At 32.9% G+C, this 14,588-nt stretch carries 15 protein-coding genes and 1 pseudogene; 10 read left to right on the top strand and 6 right to left on the bottom strand.

Annotation, left to right across the window (positions count from 1 at the left end):
- Window positions 1–292: 292 nt before the first annotated feature.
- Together AC3VI6_RS05085 and AC3VI6_RS05080 are read left to right on the top strand one after the other, a co-directional pair.
- Window positions 293–1,300 carry an aspartate-semialdehyde dehydrogenase gene (locus tag AC3VI6_RS05085; protein WP_497705384.1) on the top strand — a complete coding sequence of 336 codons (1,008 nt, stop codon included), beginning with the start codon at window positions 293–295 and terminating at the stop codon, window positions 1,298–1,300.
- 68 nt (window positions 1,301–1,368) lie between these two features.
- Window positions 1,369–2,021 (top strand): annotated as a pseudogene (locus AC3VI6_RS05080) (HD domain-containing protein).
- A 191-nt stretch (window positions 2,022–2,212) separates the two neighbouring features.
- Here AC3VI6_RS05080 and AC3VI6_RS05075 read toward each other — a convergent pair.
- From AC3VI6_RS05075 to AC3VI6_RS05060, 4 genes are read right to left on the bottom strand one after another with little or no spacing between them, the layout of a single operon-like run.
- Window positions 2,213–2,995, bottom strand: a complete 783-nt coding sequence (locus tag AC3VI6_RS05075) for an enoyl-CoA hydratase/isomerase family protein (protein ID WP_497705383.1) — start codon at window positions 2,993–2,995, stop codon at window positions 2,213–2,215.
- A gap of 8 nt (window positions 2,996–3,003) precedes the next feature.
- On the bottom strand, window positions 3,004–4,416 hold the full coding sequence (locus AC3VI6_RS05070) for a sensor histidine kinase (RefSeq protein ID WP_497705382.1): 1,413 nt from the start codon (window positions 4,414–4,416) through the stop codon (window positions 3,004–3,006).
- A 50-nt stretch (window positions 4,417–4,466) separates the two neighbouring features.
- On the bottom strand, window positions 4,467–4,934 hold the full coding sequence (locus tag AC3VI6_RS05065; protein WP_497705381.1) for a hypothetical protein: 468 nt from the start codon (window positions 4,932–4,934) through the stop codon (window positions 4,467–4,469).
- A gap of 5 nt (window positions 4,935–4,939) precedes the next feature.
- Complete coding sequence (locus AC3VI6_RS05060; protein ID WP_497705380.1) at window positions 4,940–6,091, bottom strand: DNA polymerase III subunit; 1,152 nt, start codon at window positions 6,089–6,091, stop codon at window positions 4,940–4,942.
- A 122-nt stretch (window positions 6,092–6,213) separates the two neighbouring features.
- Here AC3VI6_RS05060 and AC3VI6_RS05055 point away from each other — a divergent pair, with 122 nt between their 5' ends.
- The 3 genes from AC3VI6_RS05055 (at window position 6,214) to AC3VI6_RS05045 (ending at window position 9,266) form a co-directional block, all read left to right on the top strand.
- Window positions 6,214–6,438, top strand: coding sequence for a FeoA family protein (locus tag AC3VI6_RS05055; RefSeq protein ID WP_274634219.1), 225 nt, complete (start codon window positions 6,214–6,216; stop codon window positions 6,436–6,438).
- A 3-nt stretch (window positions 6,439–6,441) separates the two neighbouring features.
- Window positions 6,442–8,547: a ferrous iron transport protein B gene (gene feoB / locus AC3VI6_RS05050; RefSeq protein WP_497705379.1), complete on the top strand. Its 2,106-nt coding sequence runs from the start codon at window positions 6,442–6,444 to the stop codon at window positions 8,545–8,547.
- A gap of 215 nt (window positions 8,548–8,762) precedes the next feature.
- Window positions 8,763–9,266: a DUF3575 domain-containing protein gene (locus AC3VI6_RS05045; RefSeq protein WP_435253867.1), complete on the top strand. Its 504-nt coding sequence runs from the start codon at window positions 8,763–8,765 to the stop codon at window positions 9,264–9,266.
- Window positions 9,267–9,357: 91 nt separating this feature from the next.
- Here the strand turns inward: AC3VI6_RS05045 and brnQ are convergent, their stop codons facing one another.
- A complete protein-coding gene (brnQ, locus tag AC3VI6_RS05040; RefSeq protein WP_497705378.1) occupies window positions 9,358–10,641 on the bottom strand; it encodes a branched-chain amino acid transport system II carrier protein in 1,284 nt (427 codons plus the stop codon).
- Between the two features lie 39 nt (window positions 10,642–10,680).
- Here brnQ and AC3VI6_RS05035 point away from each other — a divergent pair, with 39 nt between their 5' ends.
- Complete coding sequence (locus AC3VI6_RS05035) at window positions 10,681–11,454, top strand: alpha/beta fold hydrolase (RefSeq protein ID WP_497705377.1); 774 nt, start codon at window positions 10,681–10,683, stop codon at window positions 11,452–11,454.
- 43 nt (window positions 11,455–11,497) lie between these two features.
- Window positions 11,498–12,151, top strand: a complete 654-nt coding sequence (gene upp / locus AC3VI6_RS05030; protein ID WP_497705376.1) for a uracil phosphoribosyltransferase — start codon at window positions 11,498–11,500, stop codon at window positions 12,149–12,151.
- 4 nt (window positions 12,152–12,155) lie between these two features.
- On the opposite strand, the gene AC3VI6_RS05025 is transcribed toward upp, so the two are convergent.
- Complete coding sequence (locus AC3VI6_RS05025) at window positions 12,156–13,061, bottom strand: DUF6427 family protein (RefSeq protein ID WP_497705375.1); 906 nt, start codon at window positions 13,059–13,061, stop codon at window positions 12,156–12,158.
- A 42-nt stretch (window positions 13,062–13,103) separates the two neighbouring features.
- On the opposite strand from AC3VI6_RS05025, the gene AC3VI6_RS05020 reads away from it, so the two are divergent.
- The 3 genes from AC3VI6_RS05020 to AC3VI6_RS05010 all read left to right on the top strand — a co-directional run bounded on the left by AC3VI6_RS05020 (window position 13,104) and on the right by AC3VI6_RS05010 (window position 14,546).
- Window positions 13,104–13,325, top strand: coding sequence for a DUF6341 family protein (locus tag AC3VI6_RS05020; RefSeq protein WP_435253862.1), 222 nt, complete (start codon window positions 13,104–13,106; stop codon window positions 13,323–13,325).
- A 12-nt stretch (window positions 13,326–13,337) separates the two neighbouring features.
- The gene (trmB, locus tag AC3VI6_RS05015; protein WP_497705374.1) at window positions 13,338–14,009 is read left to right on the top strand and encodes a tRNA (guanosine(46)-N7)-methyltransferase TrmB; all 672 of its coding nucleotides are present in this window, start codon (window positions 13,338–13,340) and stop codon (window positions 14,007–14,009) included.
- 210 nt (window positions 14,010–14,219) lie between these two features.
- Window positions 14,220–14,546 (top strand): MGMT family protein, encoded by a 327-nt coding sequence (locus AC3VI6_RS05010; RefSeq protein ID WP_497706572.1) that lies wholly within the window; start codon window positions 14,220–14,222, stop codon window positions 14,544–14,546.
- Window positions 14,547–14,588: the final 42 nt, after the last annotated feature.

Here is a 14,588-nt window from a genome sequence, read left to right as displayed (position 1 = left end):
TTAAGTTAAACAATATTTTATTGATTTTGCATAAAATCGGTGCAAATGTACTGATTTTTTGCGTTTTACTCGGTAATTGAGCCTTAAACATTTAAAACTGTAATTATATTTACTAAATGATTAGTGGCTAGTTTTTAGGTGCTTTACTGTTTAAAACAAGACTTTTAAATGAAAAGTGATGTAATTTTAAACTTTAACGCTTTTTTTTATACAAATAAGATACAACCAATTTAATTTTTTTAAACCTTTGTACCATACAAACAATTAATTTTTATACTCAAATAGCAAAAAGATGAGAGTAGCAGTAGTAGGAGCTACCGGAATGGTAGGCAATGTAATGTTACAAGTATTAGCAGAACGTAATTTCCCAGTAACAGAATTAATTCCTGTTGCGTCAGAACGTTCAGTAGGAAATCAAATTGAATTTCAAGGAACAAATTATACAGTAGTAGGTTTAGAAACCGCAGTTACGATGCGACCAGATATTGCGTTGTTTTCTGCTGGAGGGGATACATCGTTAGAATGGGCTCCTAAATTTGCTGAGGTTGGTACAACCGTAATTGATAATTCATCAGCTTGGAGAATGGATCCAACAAAGAAGTTAGTAGTTCCAGAAATTAACGGAGATGTACTAACTAGTGAAGATAAAATCATTGCAAATCCTAACTGTTCAACTATTCAATTGGTAATGGCATTGGCACCATTACATAAAGAATATCAAATGAAACGTGTGGTGATTTCTACTTACCAATCTGTTTCAGGAACGGGTGTTAAAGCTGTTCAACAATTAGACAATGAAGAGGCAGGAGTTGAAGGAGAAATGGCGTATCCACATCCTATTGGAAGAAATGCATTACCACATTGTGATGTGTTTTTAGAAAATGGTTACACTAAAGAGGAAATGAAGTTGGTAAAAGAACCTAAAAAGATTTTACGAGACGATTCTTTTAGTATTACAGCTACAGCGGTTAGAATTCCTACAGCAGGAGGGCACTCTGAATCGGTGAATGTTCAGTTTGAAAATGATTTTGAATTAGATAAAGTTCGTGAGTTGCTTACACAAACTGAAGGTGTTATTGTACAAGATGATGTACAAAACAACGTTTATCCAATGCCTATTTTAGCAAATAATAAAGATGAGGTTTTTGTAGGTAGAATTAGAAGAGACGAATCTCAACCAAATACCTTAAATATGTGGATTGTAGCGGATAATTTACGTAAAGGAGCAGCGACCAATACAATTCAAATAGCAGAATATTTAGTGGCTAACAATTTAGTAAAGTCATCAGTTACTACTTAGAAAGAAGCAAACATAAATAATATGTAAAAATCCTGTACTTACAAGTGCAGGATTTTTATTTTTGGAATATGAACAAAGAGCAAATAATACAAAACACAATTGAGTTTGTAAAAGATACCTTAAAAGGAGCAGAGGGAGGGCATGATTTTTTTCACATTGAGCGCGTATACAAAAACGCATTGTTGATAGCAGAAGATGAAAAGGTAGATGTGTTTGTGGTTTCTTTAGGAGCTTTACTACATGATATAGCGGATAGCAAATTTTACAATGGTGATGAAACTGTTGGCTGCAAAAAGCGAGAACATTTTTAGAAAGTCAGAGGGTTTCTGAAGAAATCATTACTCATATAGAAAAGATAATTACGAACATTTCTTTTAAAGGAGGAAATTTTGAACAAAAGTTCACTTCTCCTGAACTTGATGTAATTCAGGATGCAGACCGATTAGATGCTATTGGCGCTATTGGTATTGCTCGTTGTTTTAATTATGGAGGTTTTAAAAACAGGGAATTGTACAATCCTGAGATTCCTCCGAATTTAAAGATGACAAAAGAGGAGTATAAAAAGTCTACTGCGCCAACTATTAATCATTTTTATGAAAAGTTATTATTATTAAAAGATAAAATGAACACACAAGCAGGTAAAGCTATTGCAGCACAAAGACACGCATACATGGAGGACTTTTTACAGCAGTTTTACAATGAGTGGAATGGAAAGGCTTAGTGTTTTTTAAAATAATAATGTAAAAATATGGTTATTTTAATAAAAAAATTACGTTAAAATTTGGCTGTTATTGAATTTAATATATATTTGCCTCAGTTAATAACCCCCTAGCTTATTAATGTAATCCCCTTAATGAAAAAAAAAGCATCTAACCTAGGTTAGATGCTTTTTTTGCTTGTATGAATATCTTGTTATTTCCCAGGGAAATCTGGTTTACGCTTTTCTAAAAAAGCAGTAGTTCCTTCTTTAAAATCTTCGGTTCCAAAACAATTTCCGAACTCAGTGATTTCTGTTTCAAAACCATTAACTCCATCTTTAAAATTATCGTTTACAGCTTTAATTGCTGCACTGATTGCTACAGAAGAATTTCGCATAATTTTAGAGGCAATTTTTTCAGCTAAAGGAAGTAGTTCTTCTTGTGAAGTTACATGGTTAACTAAACCAGCTTCTTTTGCTTCATCAGCAGAAATCATACCTGCTGTCATAATTAATTCCATAGCTTTTCCCTTACCTACTAATTGTGGTAAGCGTTGTGTACCTCCATATCCAGGAATAACTCCTAAAGATACTTCAGGTAAGCCCATTTTAGCATTGTCTGAAGCTACTCTAAAATGACAAGCCATTGCTAATTCTAATCCTCCACCTAAAGCAAAACCGTTAACAGCGGCAATAACAGGAGTAGATAGGTTTTCAACAAAATCAAATAAAGTTTCCTGTCCTTTTTTTGCTAACATTCCTCCCTCTTCAATAGAAAAATGAGCAAATTCAGAAATATCTGCACCGGCAACAAAAGCTTTTTCACCACTTCCTGTAATGATGATTACTTTAACTGCTGAATCGTCTTCTAAAGCTTTAAAAGCACTGTGTAATTCTTCAATTGTAGCTTTGTTTAAAGCGTTTAATTTTTTTGGTCTGTTGATGGTAACAGATGCTAGTCCGTTAGCTTGTTCAACTAAAATATTTTCAAAATTCATGATACTATTTATGTTTTTGGTAAAATTATGGTAAAAACGGTTCCTACTCCTTTGGTTGAAGTCAAAGAAATAGATCCGTCATACGCTTCAATAATATTTTTTATAATTGATAAACCTAGCCCCATTCCACTTGTTTTTGTGGTGAATTTAGGTTCGAAAACAAGCTCTTTGTTTTTTTCGCTAATTCCCTTACCGTTATCAGAAACCGTAATTTTAACACTGTTTCCTTCCGAAGCCACTTTTACTTCAATTTTTGGGTTTTTATCAGTTTCTTTTATTGCTTGTATTGAGTTTTTAACCAAATTAGTTACAATTCGTACCAATTGTGTTTTATCAAGACTCGCATAAAGTTCTTTTTCTTGCGGAAGATATTCTATATAATCTTCGGTAAAAATATCTAGTGAATGCTTAACAACATCTACTACATTTAGTTTTTCACGACGCTGCGTTGGCATTTTAGCAAAGTCAGAAAAAGCAGAGGCAATAGAGCTCATCACATCAATTTGCTGAATAAGAGTTTCACTGTATTCAGAAAGCTTTTCTTTTATATTTGGATCGTTCGGGTCAAATTTTCTTTCAAAACTTTGCACCGATAAGCGCATAGGAGTTAGCGGATTTTTAATTTCATGCGCTACTTGTTTTGCCATTTCTCTCCAAGCTTGCTCACGTTCACTTTTAGCAAGTCTAGCAGCACTATCTTCTAACTGATCTATCATATTATTGTAGGCAGCTACTAACGAGTTAATTTCTGAACTAGCAGAGTTCAACGTAATTTTTTCGTTGCGTTTGTTTAAGCGTGTTTCTTTAATTTTTTCTGAAATTGTTTGGATAGAACGTGTAATATATGTTGATAAGAAATAGGCTAAAACAATTGCGATGATGAGCATTAATAAATACACCAATGACAAGCGTGAAATAAATTCGCGAAGTTCGTGCTGTTGTTCTTCGTTGTCTTGAGCAATTTGCAATTCTAAAATTCCAATTCGTTTAAAACGAGTATCATTAATATACGAGTAAGAAGACTGGTAGGTAACTCCTTTTTCTGTTCTACTTTTTAAGATTTTATGATTGGAGTTATTAGCAAGAGTTCTAATGGTTTCATCAGAAAGATTGTTGCCTTCTTTTTTGTCGAAATTATAAGGGATAGAAGACTTTAACAGATTACCATCCATGTCATACATTGAAATGGTAAGTTTATGTACATAAGCAATGTCATAAATTCTGTCTTGAAATATTTTAGCTAAATTTTGAGTAGTTACAGGATACGTTGTTCTACGTTTTAACTCTATTTCTATATCTTGTTTTGTAGATGCTTCTTTACGTTCAAACCTTGAGATGTTATAATCTTTAGTTTGTTCATCGTACTGGTAAATTGTGACTAAAACAATTAAAATAGAAGCCAATAACACTAAAAGTATCATTGACAAGAATATTCTAATTCGTAGCGATATGTTATTGAAAATGTACAATTTTATGGTTTAATTCTTTTAGTTTTCATTGATAAAGTATCGTCCTTATCACCGTCGTTATCCCAATCGTATGTAGAGGCAGCTTCAAAACCATTTTCAGCTATTTTTATTGTATACCAAGCTTGCACCTGATTTCCTAAATATAAATAATCTACGAACAAACTATCTCCTTTGGTTTCCCATTTTCCGGTCGTTTCACCTATTTTTTGACCATCAGGCTGTACGAACCAAGCAGCAAAAGTTCCATCATTTTTGTAAGAAGATTGTGCTTTTCCTGACGATGGCTTGCTAAAATCGTCTTCAAAAACAGATGTGTTATCCGTTTCGTTAGCTGTTAAATATTCTATTTTTAAATAGGTAGTTTCCCAATTACCAATCAAATAATCTTTCAATAAAGGTTCTTTTTCTTGTTTGCAGGCAACAAAAAACATTCCGAAAATTAACGCAGCAATAAAATATTGTGTTCTCATAATTCTTATGATTGAAGTTTTTCTTCTTTGGTATGCAACAAACGTGTTAGTTTGATAGATAAATCTAATAAAATAATTTTAGCGTTTCCGTTTCTTTCAATGTGGTATTGCGCATCACTTACTTCTTTTTCAATAGTCATGATATTTCCACTATGGATAAACGGAGCAAATTTTGACAATTCGAAATTGGCTGATTGCGTTTCTAAAAAAACTAAATCTGGAGTTCCGTAATTAAGTAATAAGGCTTGTCTGAAAAACTGTAAACAATATTGTAAAAACTGCTTTTGTGTTTCACGACCTGTTTTTGAAATCTCTTCTGACCAACCAATTAAATCTTGAATAACAGCAGCGTTTCCTTTGGCTCTAAAGGCAGCACGAATCCAAGTAATAAACCATTGCTCGAAAATTAAATCGTTAGAATCGTTATTTAACTGAAGTAAGGCTTTGTTATAATTTCCTTCAGATTGATGCGCAATTCTAATCGCTTCATTTTCTGAAATCCCTTTTTGTTGCACTAAAGTGGTTGCAATATCACTTTCGCTTAACACAGGAAAATGTAATGCTTGACAACGAGATTTTATTGTGTTTATAATTTGCCCTTCATCTTCAGTAACTAAAATAAAAACTGTTTTACTCGGTGGTTCTTCTATCAGTTTTAATAATTTATTTGAAGCGGCAACATTCATTTTTTCAGCCATCCAAATAATCATCACCTTAAAACCTCCTTCGTACGATTTTAGTTGTAGTTTTTTTACGATGTCTTCTGCCTCATCTACTCCAATTTGTCCTTGTTTGTTTTCTACGCCAATGTGTTGTAGCCAATTAAACAAACTTCCGTAAGGTTGTTTTTCGATAAAAGATCTCCAATCTTCTAAAAACAAATTACTAACTGGATGTTTTTTTACTGAATCGTTTGTAGTAACAGGAAAAGCAAAATGTAAGTCAGGATGCTGTAATTTATTACACTTAATATTGCAAGCTTCCGCATTATCTGAAAAACTACACAACAAGTATTGAGCATAGGCTATCGCCACAGGCAAGGTTCCGCTACCTTCTTTACCAACAAAGAGTTGCGCGTGCGGAATTCTATTGTTTTCAGCAGATTGCTGTAAGTGTTTTTTGATGTGTTCTTGCCCAATAATTTCGTCGAAAGTCATACCACAAATATAACACAACAAACAAAGAGAACAATCGATTGTAAGTAAATGATATATTGTATTGATATATTGTTTAGAATGATTCTATTTTGGTATATTTGCTAGCTAAAAATACGTGTTTTTTGAGTACAATTGCATCATTACAAATCGGAGAAAAAGGAATTATATCTGAAGAATGTTTAGATAAAATTCCGTTAAAGTTATTAGAAATGGGGTGTTTGCCGGGAACAGAGGTTGAATTACTTCAAATAGCTCCGTTAAAAGACCCTATGTACATCTGTGTAAATGGGAGTCATTTAGCAATTCGAAAAGAGACAGCTTGTCAAATATCAATATTTAAATTATAGTCGATGAGTAATCGTATTAAAGTAGCATTAATCGGAAATCCGAATACAGGAAAAACATCATTATTCAATCAACTTACAGGTTTAAATCAAAAAGTAGGAAACTATCCAGGAGTTACTGTTGATAAAAAACAAGGAGTTTCTAAACTACCCAATGGTAAAAGTGCAACGATTACCGATTTGCCAGGTACTTATAGTATCAACCCAACTTCTTTAGATGAAAGTATCGTTTTAAAAACGTTGATGACAGCGCATCGAGATGATAAACCTGATATGATTGTTGTGGTTGCTGATATTGAAAACTTAAAGCGAAACTTATTACTGTTTTCTCAAATTCAAGATTTAGAAATTCCGACGGTTTTGGCTTTAAACATGGCAGATCAGCTACAACGTAAAGGAATTTCGATAGATATACCTGCTTTAGAAAAAGAATTGCACACCAAAGTAGTGTTAATGTCGGCAAGAAATAATGAAGGAATTGATGATTTAAAAAACGTAATTGCCAATTATGAATCGTTGCAAGTGCATTCTAACTTTAACGAGTTAGCAGAAAAAATAGATGCGAATTATTTTAAGAAGCTGTCTTTAATAAGTGATGAATTTACAGCCTATGAAATGTGGATGTTACTTACCAAAAAGAACACTTCATTACTTTCTGATGTAGAAAAAGAGAAAATAAAGGAGTTTGAAAGTGAAGAAGCAACCCAGAAAAAGCATCAACATAAAGAAACAATTTATAGGTATCAGCAAATAAATAACATTTTAAAGAAAACGTATCACGTAGATAAGTCAAAAGCTACAGATGTACGTAGTAAGCTCGATAGAGTTTTTACACATAAAATATTTGGGTATGTAATTTTCTTCGGATTATTACTACTGATATTCCAATCTATTTTTGATTGGGCGTCTACTCCAATGGATTTTATAGATGGTTTATTTGCTGAAATTGCTGAATTTACCAAAGCACAATTACCTGCAGGAATGTTTACCGACTTACTTACAGATGGTGTTATTCCGGGTGTTGGTGGAGTAGTAATCTTTATTCCGCAGATTGCCATTTTATTCCTGTTTATTTCTATTCTTGAAGAATCAGGATATATGAGTAGAGTGGTGTTTTTAATGGATAAAATTATGCGTAAATTCGGAATGAGTGGTAAGAGTGTAATTCCGTTAATTTCAGGAACTGCCTGTGCAATACCAGCAATTATGGCAACTCGTACTATTGGTAGTTGGAAAGAGCGTTTAATTACCATTTTAGTAACACCATTTACAACTTGTTCGGCACGATTACCCGTGTATGCAATTTTAATCGCATTAATAATTCCAGATACTAAGTTGTTCGGTTTTTTAAGTTTACAAGGTTTCACCTTGTTAGCGCTGTATATTTTAGGGTTTGCTGCAGCAATTATAGCAGCGTATGTGTTACACAAAACATTAAAAATTAAAAACAATTCACTTTTTGTAGTTGAAATGCCTAACTACAAAATACCATCGGTAAAAAATGTATTTTTTGATGTGTTAGATAAAACAAAAGCATTTGTTTCAGGAGCAGGAAAAATCATTTTAGCAATCTCGATAGTATTGTGGTTTTTAGCGTCTCACGGACCGTCAGCTTTTGAAAATGCAGAAAAAAATGTAGTTGAAAATGTAGCGAATCAGCAGTTGTCAGAAGAAGAATTATCAAAGAAGATAGCTTCAGCTAAATTAGAAAATTCATACATTGGAATAGCAGGTAAAACCATTGAGCCTATTGTTAAACCGCTAGGTTATGATTGGAAGATAGGAATCGGATTGATTAGTTCTTTTGCTGCTCGTGAAGTGTTTATTGGTACACTAGCTACCATTTATAGTGTTGAAGATGACAGCGAAGATTCAACTACTATCAAACAAAAAATGGAGTCAGAAATCAACCCAGATACTGGTGAAAAACGATTCAATTTTGCTACAGGAATGTCGTTATTGTTGTTTTATGCATTTGCAATGCAATGTATGGCAACCTTGGCAATTGTAAAACGTGAAACAAAAAGCTGGAAATGGCCATTGGTTCAATTAGTAAGCATGGGTGTTTTAGCGTACTTATCTGCTTTTGCAGCCTATCAAATTTTAAGCTAATGCAAGAAGTTTTAACATATTTAGTTGTTTTAGGAGCGGTTATTTTTTTAGTGAAAAAGTTTTTCTTTAAGGCTAAAAAAAATAAATGCGATACCAATTGCAATTGTTCTTAATAACCTTTAACAATACTTTGCTGTTTCAATTTTAGCAAAAGGTGTAAGTTTGCGGTATTATACTTGATAGGTATAAAAAGGAAATAATCAGTAAAATTTAATATGAAAAAAATACTTTTAGTAGTTGTCGTTTTTGTTAGCTCTTTTGCACAGGCACAACAAGAAATTAAAGCAGATTTATTTGATGCTTTAGCTTTTAAAACATTAGAATTATCGTACGAATATTATACAACAGAACGTTCGTCAATCGGTATTTCAGCATTGTTCAATTTTGAAAAAAGATCGGCTGATTTTAAGTACAACGAAAAGCAAATGTTCACTCCATTCTTCCGTCATTATTTTAGCGATAGTAGTAACTGGAATTATTTTGGAGAAGTTTTTATGGGAATAAATACAGGTGAAAGAGAGGTTACGGTAGAAGGAACAACGCTTAAACAATACAAAGAATATACGGATGGAGCTTTGGGTGTAGCGGTTGGATCTAAATATGTGTCTTCAGGGGGTTTTGTGGTAGATATCTACGGAGGTTTAGGTAGAAACTTATTTACTTCTGAATCTCGTGCAGTTGTGCCTAGGGTAGGAATAAATTTAGGATATCGTTTTTAAGATATTCAACTTAAATATAGAATAACAAAGCTCGCAATCGCGAGCTTTTTTAGTTTATGATAATGGTATTCAAAAATCGTAATTAAATAAACTACTCCGTTAGAGCAGGCTTTTTCTTTTGAATCAAATTAGCGATTATAAAACTTAAAAACGCAGGTAAAACCCATCCTAAATTTTGTTCAGCAAACGGAATGGTGTTTTTAAATCCAGATAAATATTCAGCATCAATAATGTAGCCTAAAAAGTCTGGAATACTAAATAGAAAAGTAACAGCAACCACAATTTTAAACACGGTAGTTGAAGTGTATCTTTCTGGAAGTACGTTCAATATAATTAAAATGATGGTTATTGGGTAAATAAACATCAATGCAGGTAATGCAATGTTTATGATATATTTTACATCAAACTGTCCAATAGCAATTCCTAATAAGCAACCAATAATAGCAGTGATTATAAAAACTTTTTGAGAATTATTATTAATTCCTTTAAAGTAATCTGCTGTACCCGTAATAATTCCAACTGCTGTTGTAAAACATGCTAAAGCAACCAAAACACTTAAAAAAACACTACCTATATTACCAAGTGTTTGGTAACTTAAAGAGTTTAAAATTTCTGTTCTGGTAGCACCTTCACCAAAAGTAGAACTAAATAAAACTCCGTTGTAAATAAGTCCTGCGTAGATGATTAACAATCCGAAACCAGCAATGAATCCAGCTTTGGTAATAACTTCCTTTTTTTCTTCAAATGAAGTATTGGTGTTAAAGTTCATCGAAACTACTAAAACTCCACCAACGACTATGGAGGCAATAGCGTCAAAAGTTTGGTAGCCCTCTAGCAAACCATCTACAAAAGGCATTTTAAAAGATGATGGGTTTACAGCTTCAGGAGCGGTGAAAATTCCAACAAAAATAATCGCCAATAAAATAAATATGATAAGTGGGGTTAAGAACTTCCCTAACAATTCTAATACTTTCGAACGGTTTATTGAAAAGACAAAAACCAACCCAAAGTAAACAGTACTAGTAAGTAAAGAACTACTATCAAAATAAGGAGCAATAGCCATTTCATGAGTTACAGATGCTGTTCTGGGCGCAGGTAAAGCAAGACAAATAACATACATAACAAAGCAGTAAACAAGGCTAAAAGGATGAGATACTTTTTTACCAAAATCGTACATGGTACCTTGTAGTTTAGCATGTGCTAAAATTCCTAACATAGGAATAAATACCGCGGTAACAAAAAAACCAAGGGTAACCCAAATCCATAAGTTTCCTGCGTTTTTTCCTAAAAGAGGGGGTAAAATTAAATTTCCAGCTCCGAAAAACATTGAAAATAAAGCAAACCCGTTTATAAATATCTCCTTAGTTTTGTGCATCGTTTAACAAATTAATAGGCGACCAATATACATTAAAAAATGATTGTAAAATTTAAGGAAACCACGGTTTTTTACACAGATTCAGGTAAAGGAAATAGCGTTGTTTTGTTACATGGATTTTTAGAAAATAATACCATGTGGGATGCTGTTGTTGAGGAAGTTTCTAAAAGAAACCGTGTGATATGTATTGATTTGTTGGGGCATGGAAAAACAGGATGTATTGGGTATATTCATTCGATGGAAGAAATGGCAGAAGCAGTAAAAGCTGTGTTACAAGAATTAAAAATTCGCAGAGCTATTTTTGTAGGGCACTCAATGGGAGGGTATGTTGCTCTTGCTTTTGCAGAAAAATATTCGAAGAATGTAAAAGGGTTGTGTTTGCTAAATTCTACTTCTCAAGCAGACAGCGAAGAAAGAAAAAAGTTACGCCTTAGAGCTAATGAAATGGCAAAAGAAAATTATGAGACCTTGGTAAAAATGTCGATAGGTAATTTATTTGCTGAACAAACCCGAGAGCAATTTTCCGAAGTAATAGAAAAAGTAATAGCTGAAGCGTTAAAAACTCCTGTAAGAGGATATATTGCTGCAAGTGAAGGAATGCGTTTACGTGAAAACAAAGAAGCAGTTTTGCAAACAATTGATAAACGATTGATGATTGCAGGTAAACAAGATTCAATATTAAATTATGATGCTGTTGTAAAAGAATCGAACAGAACAAAAACCACTTTAATTGAGTTGCCCAACGGTCATATGAGTCATATTGAAGCAAAAGAAGAGCTCTTAAAAGCGTTAGCTAACTTTGTGAAATCCTAATAATTTTCTGTTACTTTTGTACAGTTTTAAAAGATTTAAGTCAATGAAAGTTCATCATTTAGCAAAGCAAAACTCTATTCTTAATAAATTCTTAGCAGAACTTAGAGATGTTACCGTTCAAAAAGATTCAATGCGTTTTCGTAGAAATATAGAACGAATAGGTGAAGTTTTAGGATATGAACTTAGTAAAGAATTGAATTACGACACTAAAGAAATAACAACTCCTTTAGGCACAAAACAAGCAAATTTACCAACGAATAATATTGTGTTGTGCTCAATTCTTAGAGCAGGATTACCGTTGCATAACGGAATGTTGAATTATTTTGATGATGTAGAAAATGCCTTTATTTCGGCGTATCGCCACCATCCGAATAATGATGAAGAGTTTGAAATAGTGGTAGAATATTTTGCAGCACCATCAATTGATGGAAAAACATTATTGTTAGTAGATCCTATGTTAGCAACAGGTCGCTCAATGGTTGAGGTTTATGAAGGAATTAAAAAATACGGAACACCTAAAGAAATAATTCTGGTATCGGTAATCGGTTCAGAAGAAGGTGTTGAGTATGTAGCAAAGCACGTTCCTGAAGAAACAACTTTATGGATTGGTGATATTGATGAAAAGTTAAATGAGAAAGGATATATCGTTCCTGGTTTAGGCGATGCAGGCGATTTAGCTTATGGAGCAAAGTTGTAGAACTTTACATAAATGCACTTACAACAAAAGAAGCAAGTAAAAACAAAACAATAATAGCATTAGCATACCACTTTTTCTGAAAAAACTCAATTCCGTTAGCTAGAATAACAGATACTGGGAAAAACACATATAAAAATTCAGTTCCAGAGCCATCTTCAACTAAAAGAAAAATTATAGTTGAAATAATAAACTGTGTCAGTACTAAAATCCAGTTTTTTCTAAACTTATTAGGTACAGAAAGTGCTCCAGGACTTTTTAAAAGTATAGAGGCTATTAAAAAGAAACTAATAAAAAGAATAGGGAATAATGATTTTTGATGCGAGTAAAAACTTAAATCCGGATACAAATTCCAGTTAAAAAGAGCTGTAAACTTTTCTGTTTCATCATACCAAAAACAATATGTAAAGTATAAAAATACAGGTCCGAAAATTCCGATTACAGGAATCAACAAGGTTTGATATGTAAACCGTTGATGTAGAAAAATTGATAGGTAAAGTAGTATGATTAACGAGGCTGTATAAGGTTCTATCAAAAAAGAAATACCTAACCATAAACCACCATCAAACAATTTGTGAAACAGGTTTTTAGATGACTGTAAGCTATATACTTTTCGTAAGAAGAGTAGTACAGTTAAATTCGCATAAAAAGTTTTGTTTATGTTAATTACATCAGGAAAAAACCCAATTAGTATTATAAAAAACAGAAAAGCAAAAGAGTTATCGTAGGTTAGTAAGTTTTTGGCAATGATAAAATTATAAACAGAAAAAACTACTAAAAACCACCCTAATTCTGTAAGAAGGTTAAATGATAATTCTTTAGAAAAAATACTTAAAACAAAATACCCTAAAAAAAGTACAAGGAGTACAATAAAATTTATGGGTTTAGATTTACCGAAAAAATTGGCTAACATTGTTTCTTTTTATATTTTTGCAGCTGTAAAGATACTTAAGATATGATAGCAGGCAATATTTTTGAATGGATTGGTAGTTTATTTACCGACTTTTTATTCGCTCCGTTTAATTGGTTACGTTTAACAATCGCTAAATCAGATGCAGGTTGGTGGACGTCTAACGCTGTAAACTGGTTCTTTTTACTAGTCCTATTAGTGTTATTTGCTTATTGGATGAAAGAAGCAGCACGTTTCAAAAAAGAAGGAACTGAAGACAGAGCCTAATTTCTATACACTTTGGGAAGTAAAAACAAATTAAAGCGTTTCAAAGAAAATGAAACGTTCGCTAATGTTATTCAGCCAACTCGTGAAGAAGTAGTTAACGATTTTCAACACAAAGGAAAATGGAAAGACTTCTTTAAAAACGACAATCCGATAGTTTTAGAATTGGGTTGTGGTAAGGGTGAATATACCATTGCGTTAGCAGAAAAGAATCATGATAAAAACTTTATTGGTATTGATATTAAAGGAGCACGTTTTTGGCGAGGAGCTAAAACAGCCCTTGAAAACGACATGAACAATGTTGCATTTATCAGAACCCAAATAGAGTTGGTCGATTATATTTTTGCTGAAAACGAAGTTTCTGAAATTTGGATAACTTTCCCAGATCCACAAATTAAGTATAAGCGTACTAAGCACCGTATGACGAATTCTGAATTTTTAAAGAAATACCATGTTATTTTAAATTCAGAAGGAACAGTCAACTTAAAAACCGATAGTGAATTCATGCACGGATACACTTTAGGGTTGTTACATGGTGAAGGACACGAAATTTTACACGCCAACCACGATGTGTATAAAAACGTGTATAGCCCAGAAGAAGTAACCGGTACGCAAACATTCTACGAAAAACAATATTTAGAAATCGGAAAACCGATTACCTATATAAAATTCAAACTTAATTACTAATCCTGCTTTTTTGCAGGATTTTTTGTTTTTGGGCGTTCCCCTTCGGGTCGCGCTTTCCGCGTTACACGGTAACTTGCTGCAATCGCTAACGCGTTAGGTTTGTGATAAATGTCCGTTCGAGTGGTTTTTCTAATAGCAGAAGAGTCCTGAAACTTCGAGAGTATGGAGAACCATATTCGTATATTTTTAAAAGAATTTTATCTTTACGACATGACAGACAAAAACTTCTTTGAAAAAGTATACGAAGTAGCTCGATTAATTCCCTACGGAAGAGTAACCAGTTACGGAGCAATCGCGACTTACTTAGGAGCAGTTCGTTCCGCACGTATGGTAGGATGGGCAATGAATAATTCTTCAGAAAAAGAAGTACCAGCACACCGAGTAGTTAACAGAAAAGGGCTGCTAACAGGAAAACATCATTTTGATGGAACTAACTTAATGCAGCAACTGTTAGAAAGCGAAGGGATAAAAGTTATTGATAATCAAATTCAAGATTTTAAAAAGGTGTTTTGGAATCCGAGCGAAGAGTTACACTAGTTCTAGCTATTTAAAAGTTTGTATCTTACATTTCTAAAAATA

The sequence above is a fragment of the Tenacibaculum sp. TB-56 genome (genome assembly GCF_059716275.2).
The sequence above is the reverse complement of the archived record's forward strand: the minus strand, read 5'-3'. Positions and strand labels throughout refer to the sequence as shown.

Bases quoted from the DNA above. Each gene is read 5' to 3' on its own strand.
- AC3VI6_RS05085 (WP_497705384.1), top strand. From the start codon at position 293: ATGAGAGTAGCAGTAGTAGGAGCTACCGGAATGGTAGGCAATGTAATG.
- AC3VI6_RS05075 (WP_497705383.1), bottom strand. From the start codon at position 2,995: ATGAATTTTGAAAATATTTTAGTTGAACAAGCTAACGGACTAGCATCT.
- AC3VI6_RS05070 (WP_497705382.1), bottom strand. From the start codon at position 4,416: ATGATACTTTTAGTGTTATTGGCTTCTATTTTAATTGTTTTAGTCACA.
- AC3VI6_RS05065 (WP_497705381.1), bottom strand. From the start codon at position 4,934: ATGAGAACACAATATTTTATTGCTGCGTTAATTTTCGGAATGTTTTTT.
- AC3VI6_RS05060 (WP_497705380.1), bottom strand. From the start codon at position 6,091: ATGACTTTCGACGAAATTATTGGGCAAGAACACATCAAAAAACACTTA.
- feoB (WP_497705379.1), top strand. From the start codon at position 6,442: ATGAGTAATCGTATTAAAGTAGCATTAATCGGAAATCCGAATACAGGA.
- AC3VI6_RS05045 (WP_435253867.1), top strand. From the start codon at position 8,763: ATGAAAAAAATACTTTTAGTAGTTGTCGTTTTTGTTAGCTCTTTTGCA.
- brnQ (WP_497705378.1), bottom strand. From the start codon at position 10,641: ATGCACAAAACTAAGGAGATATTTATAAACGGGTTTGCTTTATTTTCA.
- AC3VI6_RS05035 (WP_497705377.1), top strand. From the start codon at position 10,681: ATGATTGTAAAATTTAAGGAAACCACGGTTTTTTACACAGATTCAGGT.
- upp (WP_497705376.1), top strand. From the start codon at position 11,498: ATGAAAGTTCATCATTTAGCAAAGCAAAACTCTATTCTTAATAAATTC.
- AC3VI6_RS05025 (WP_497705375.1), bottom strand. From the start codon at position 13,061: ATGTTAGCCAATTTTTTCGGTAAATCTAAACCCATAAATTTTATTGTA.
- AC3VI6_RS05020 (WP_435253862.1), top strand. From the start codon at position 13,104: ATGATAGCAGGCAATATTTTTGAATGGATTGGTAGTTTATTTACCGAC.
- AC3VI6_RS05010 (WP_497706572.1), top strand. From the start codon at position 14,220: ATGACAGACAAAAACTTCTTTGAAAAAGTATACGAAGTAGCTCGATTA.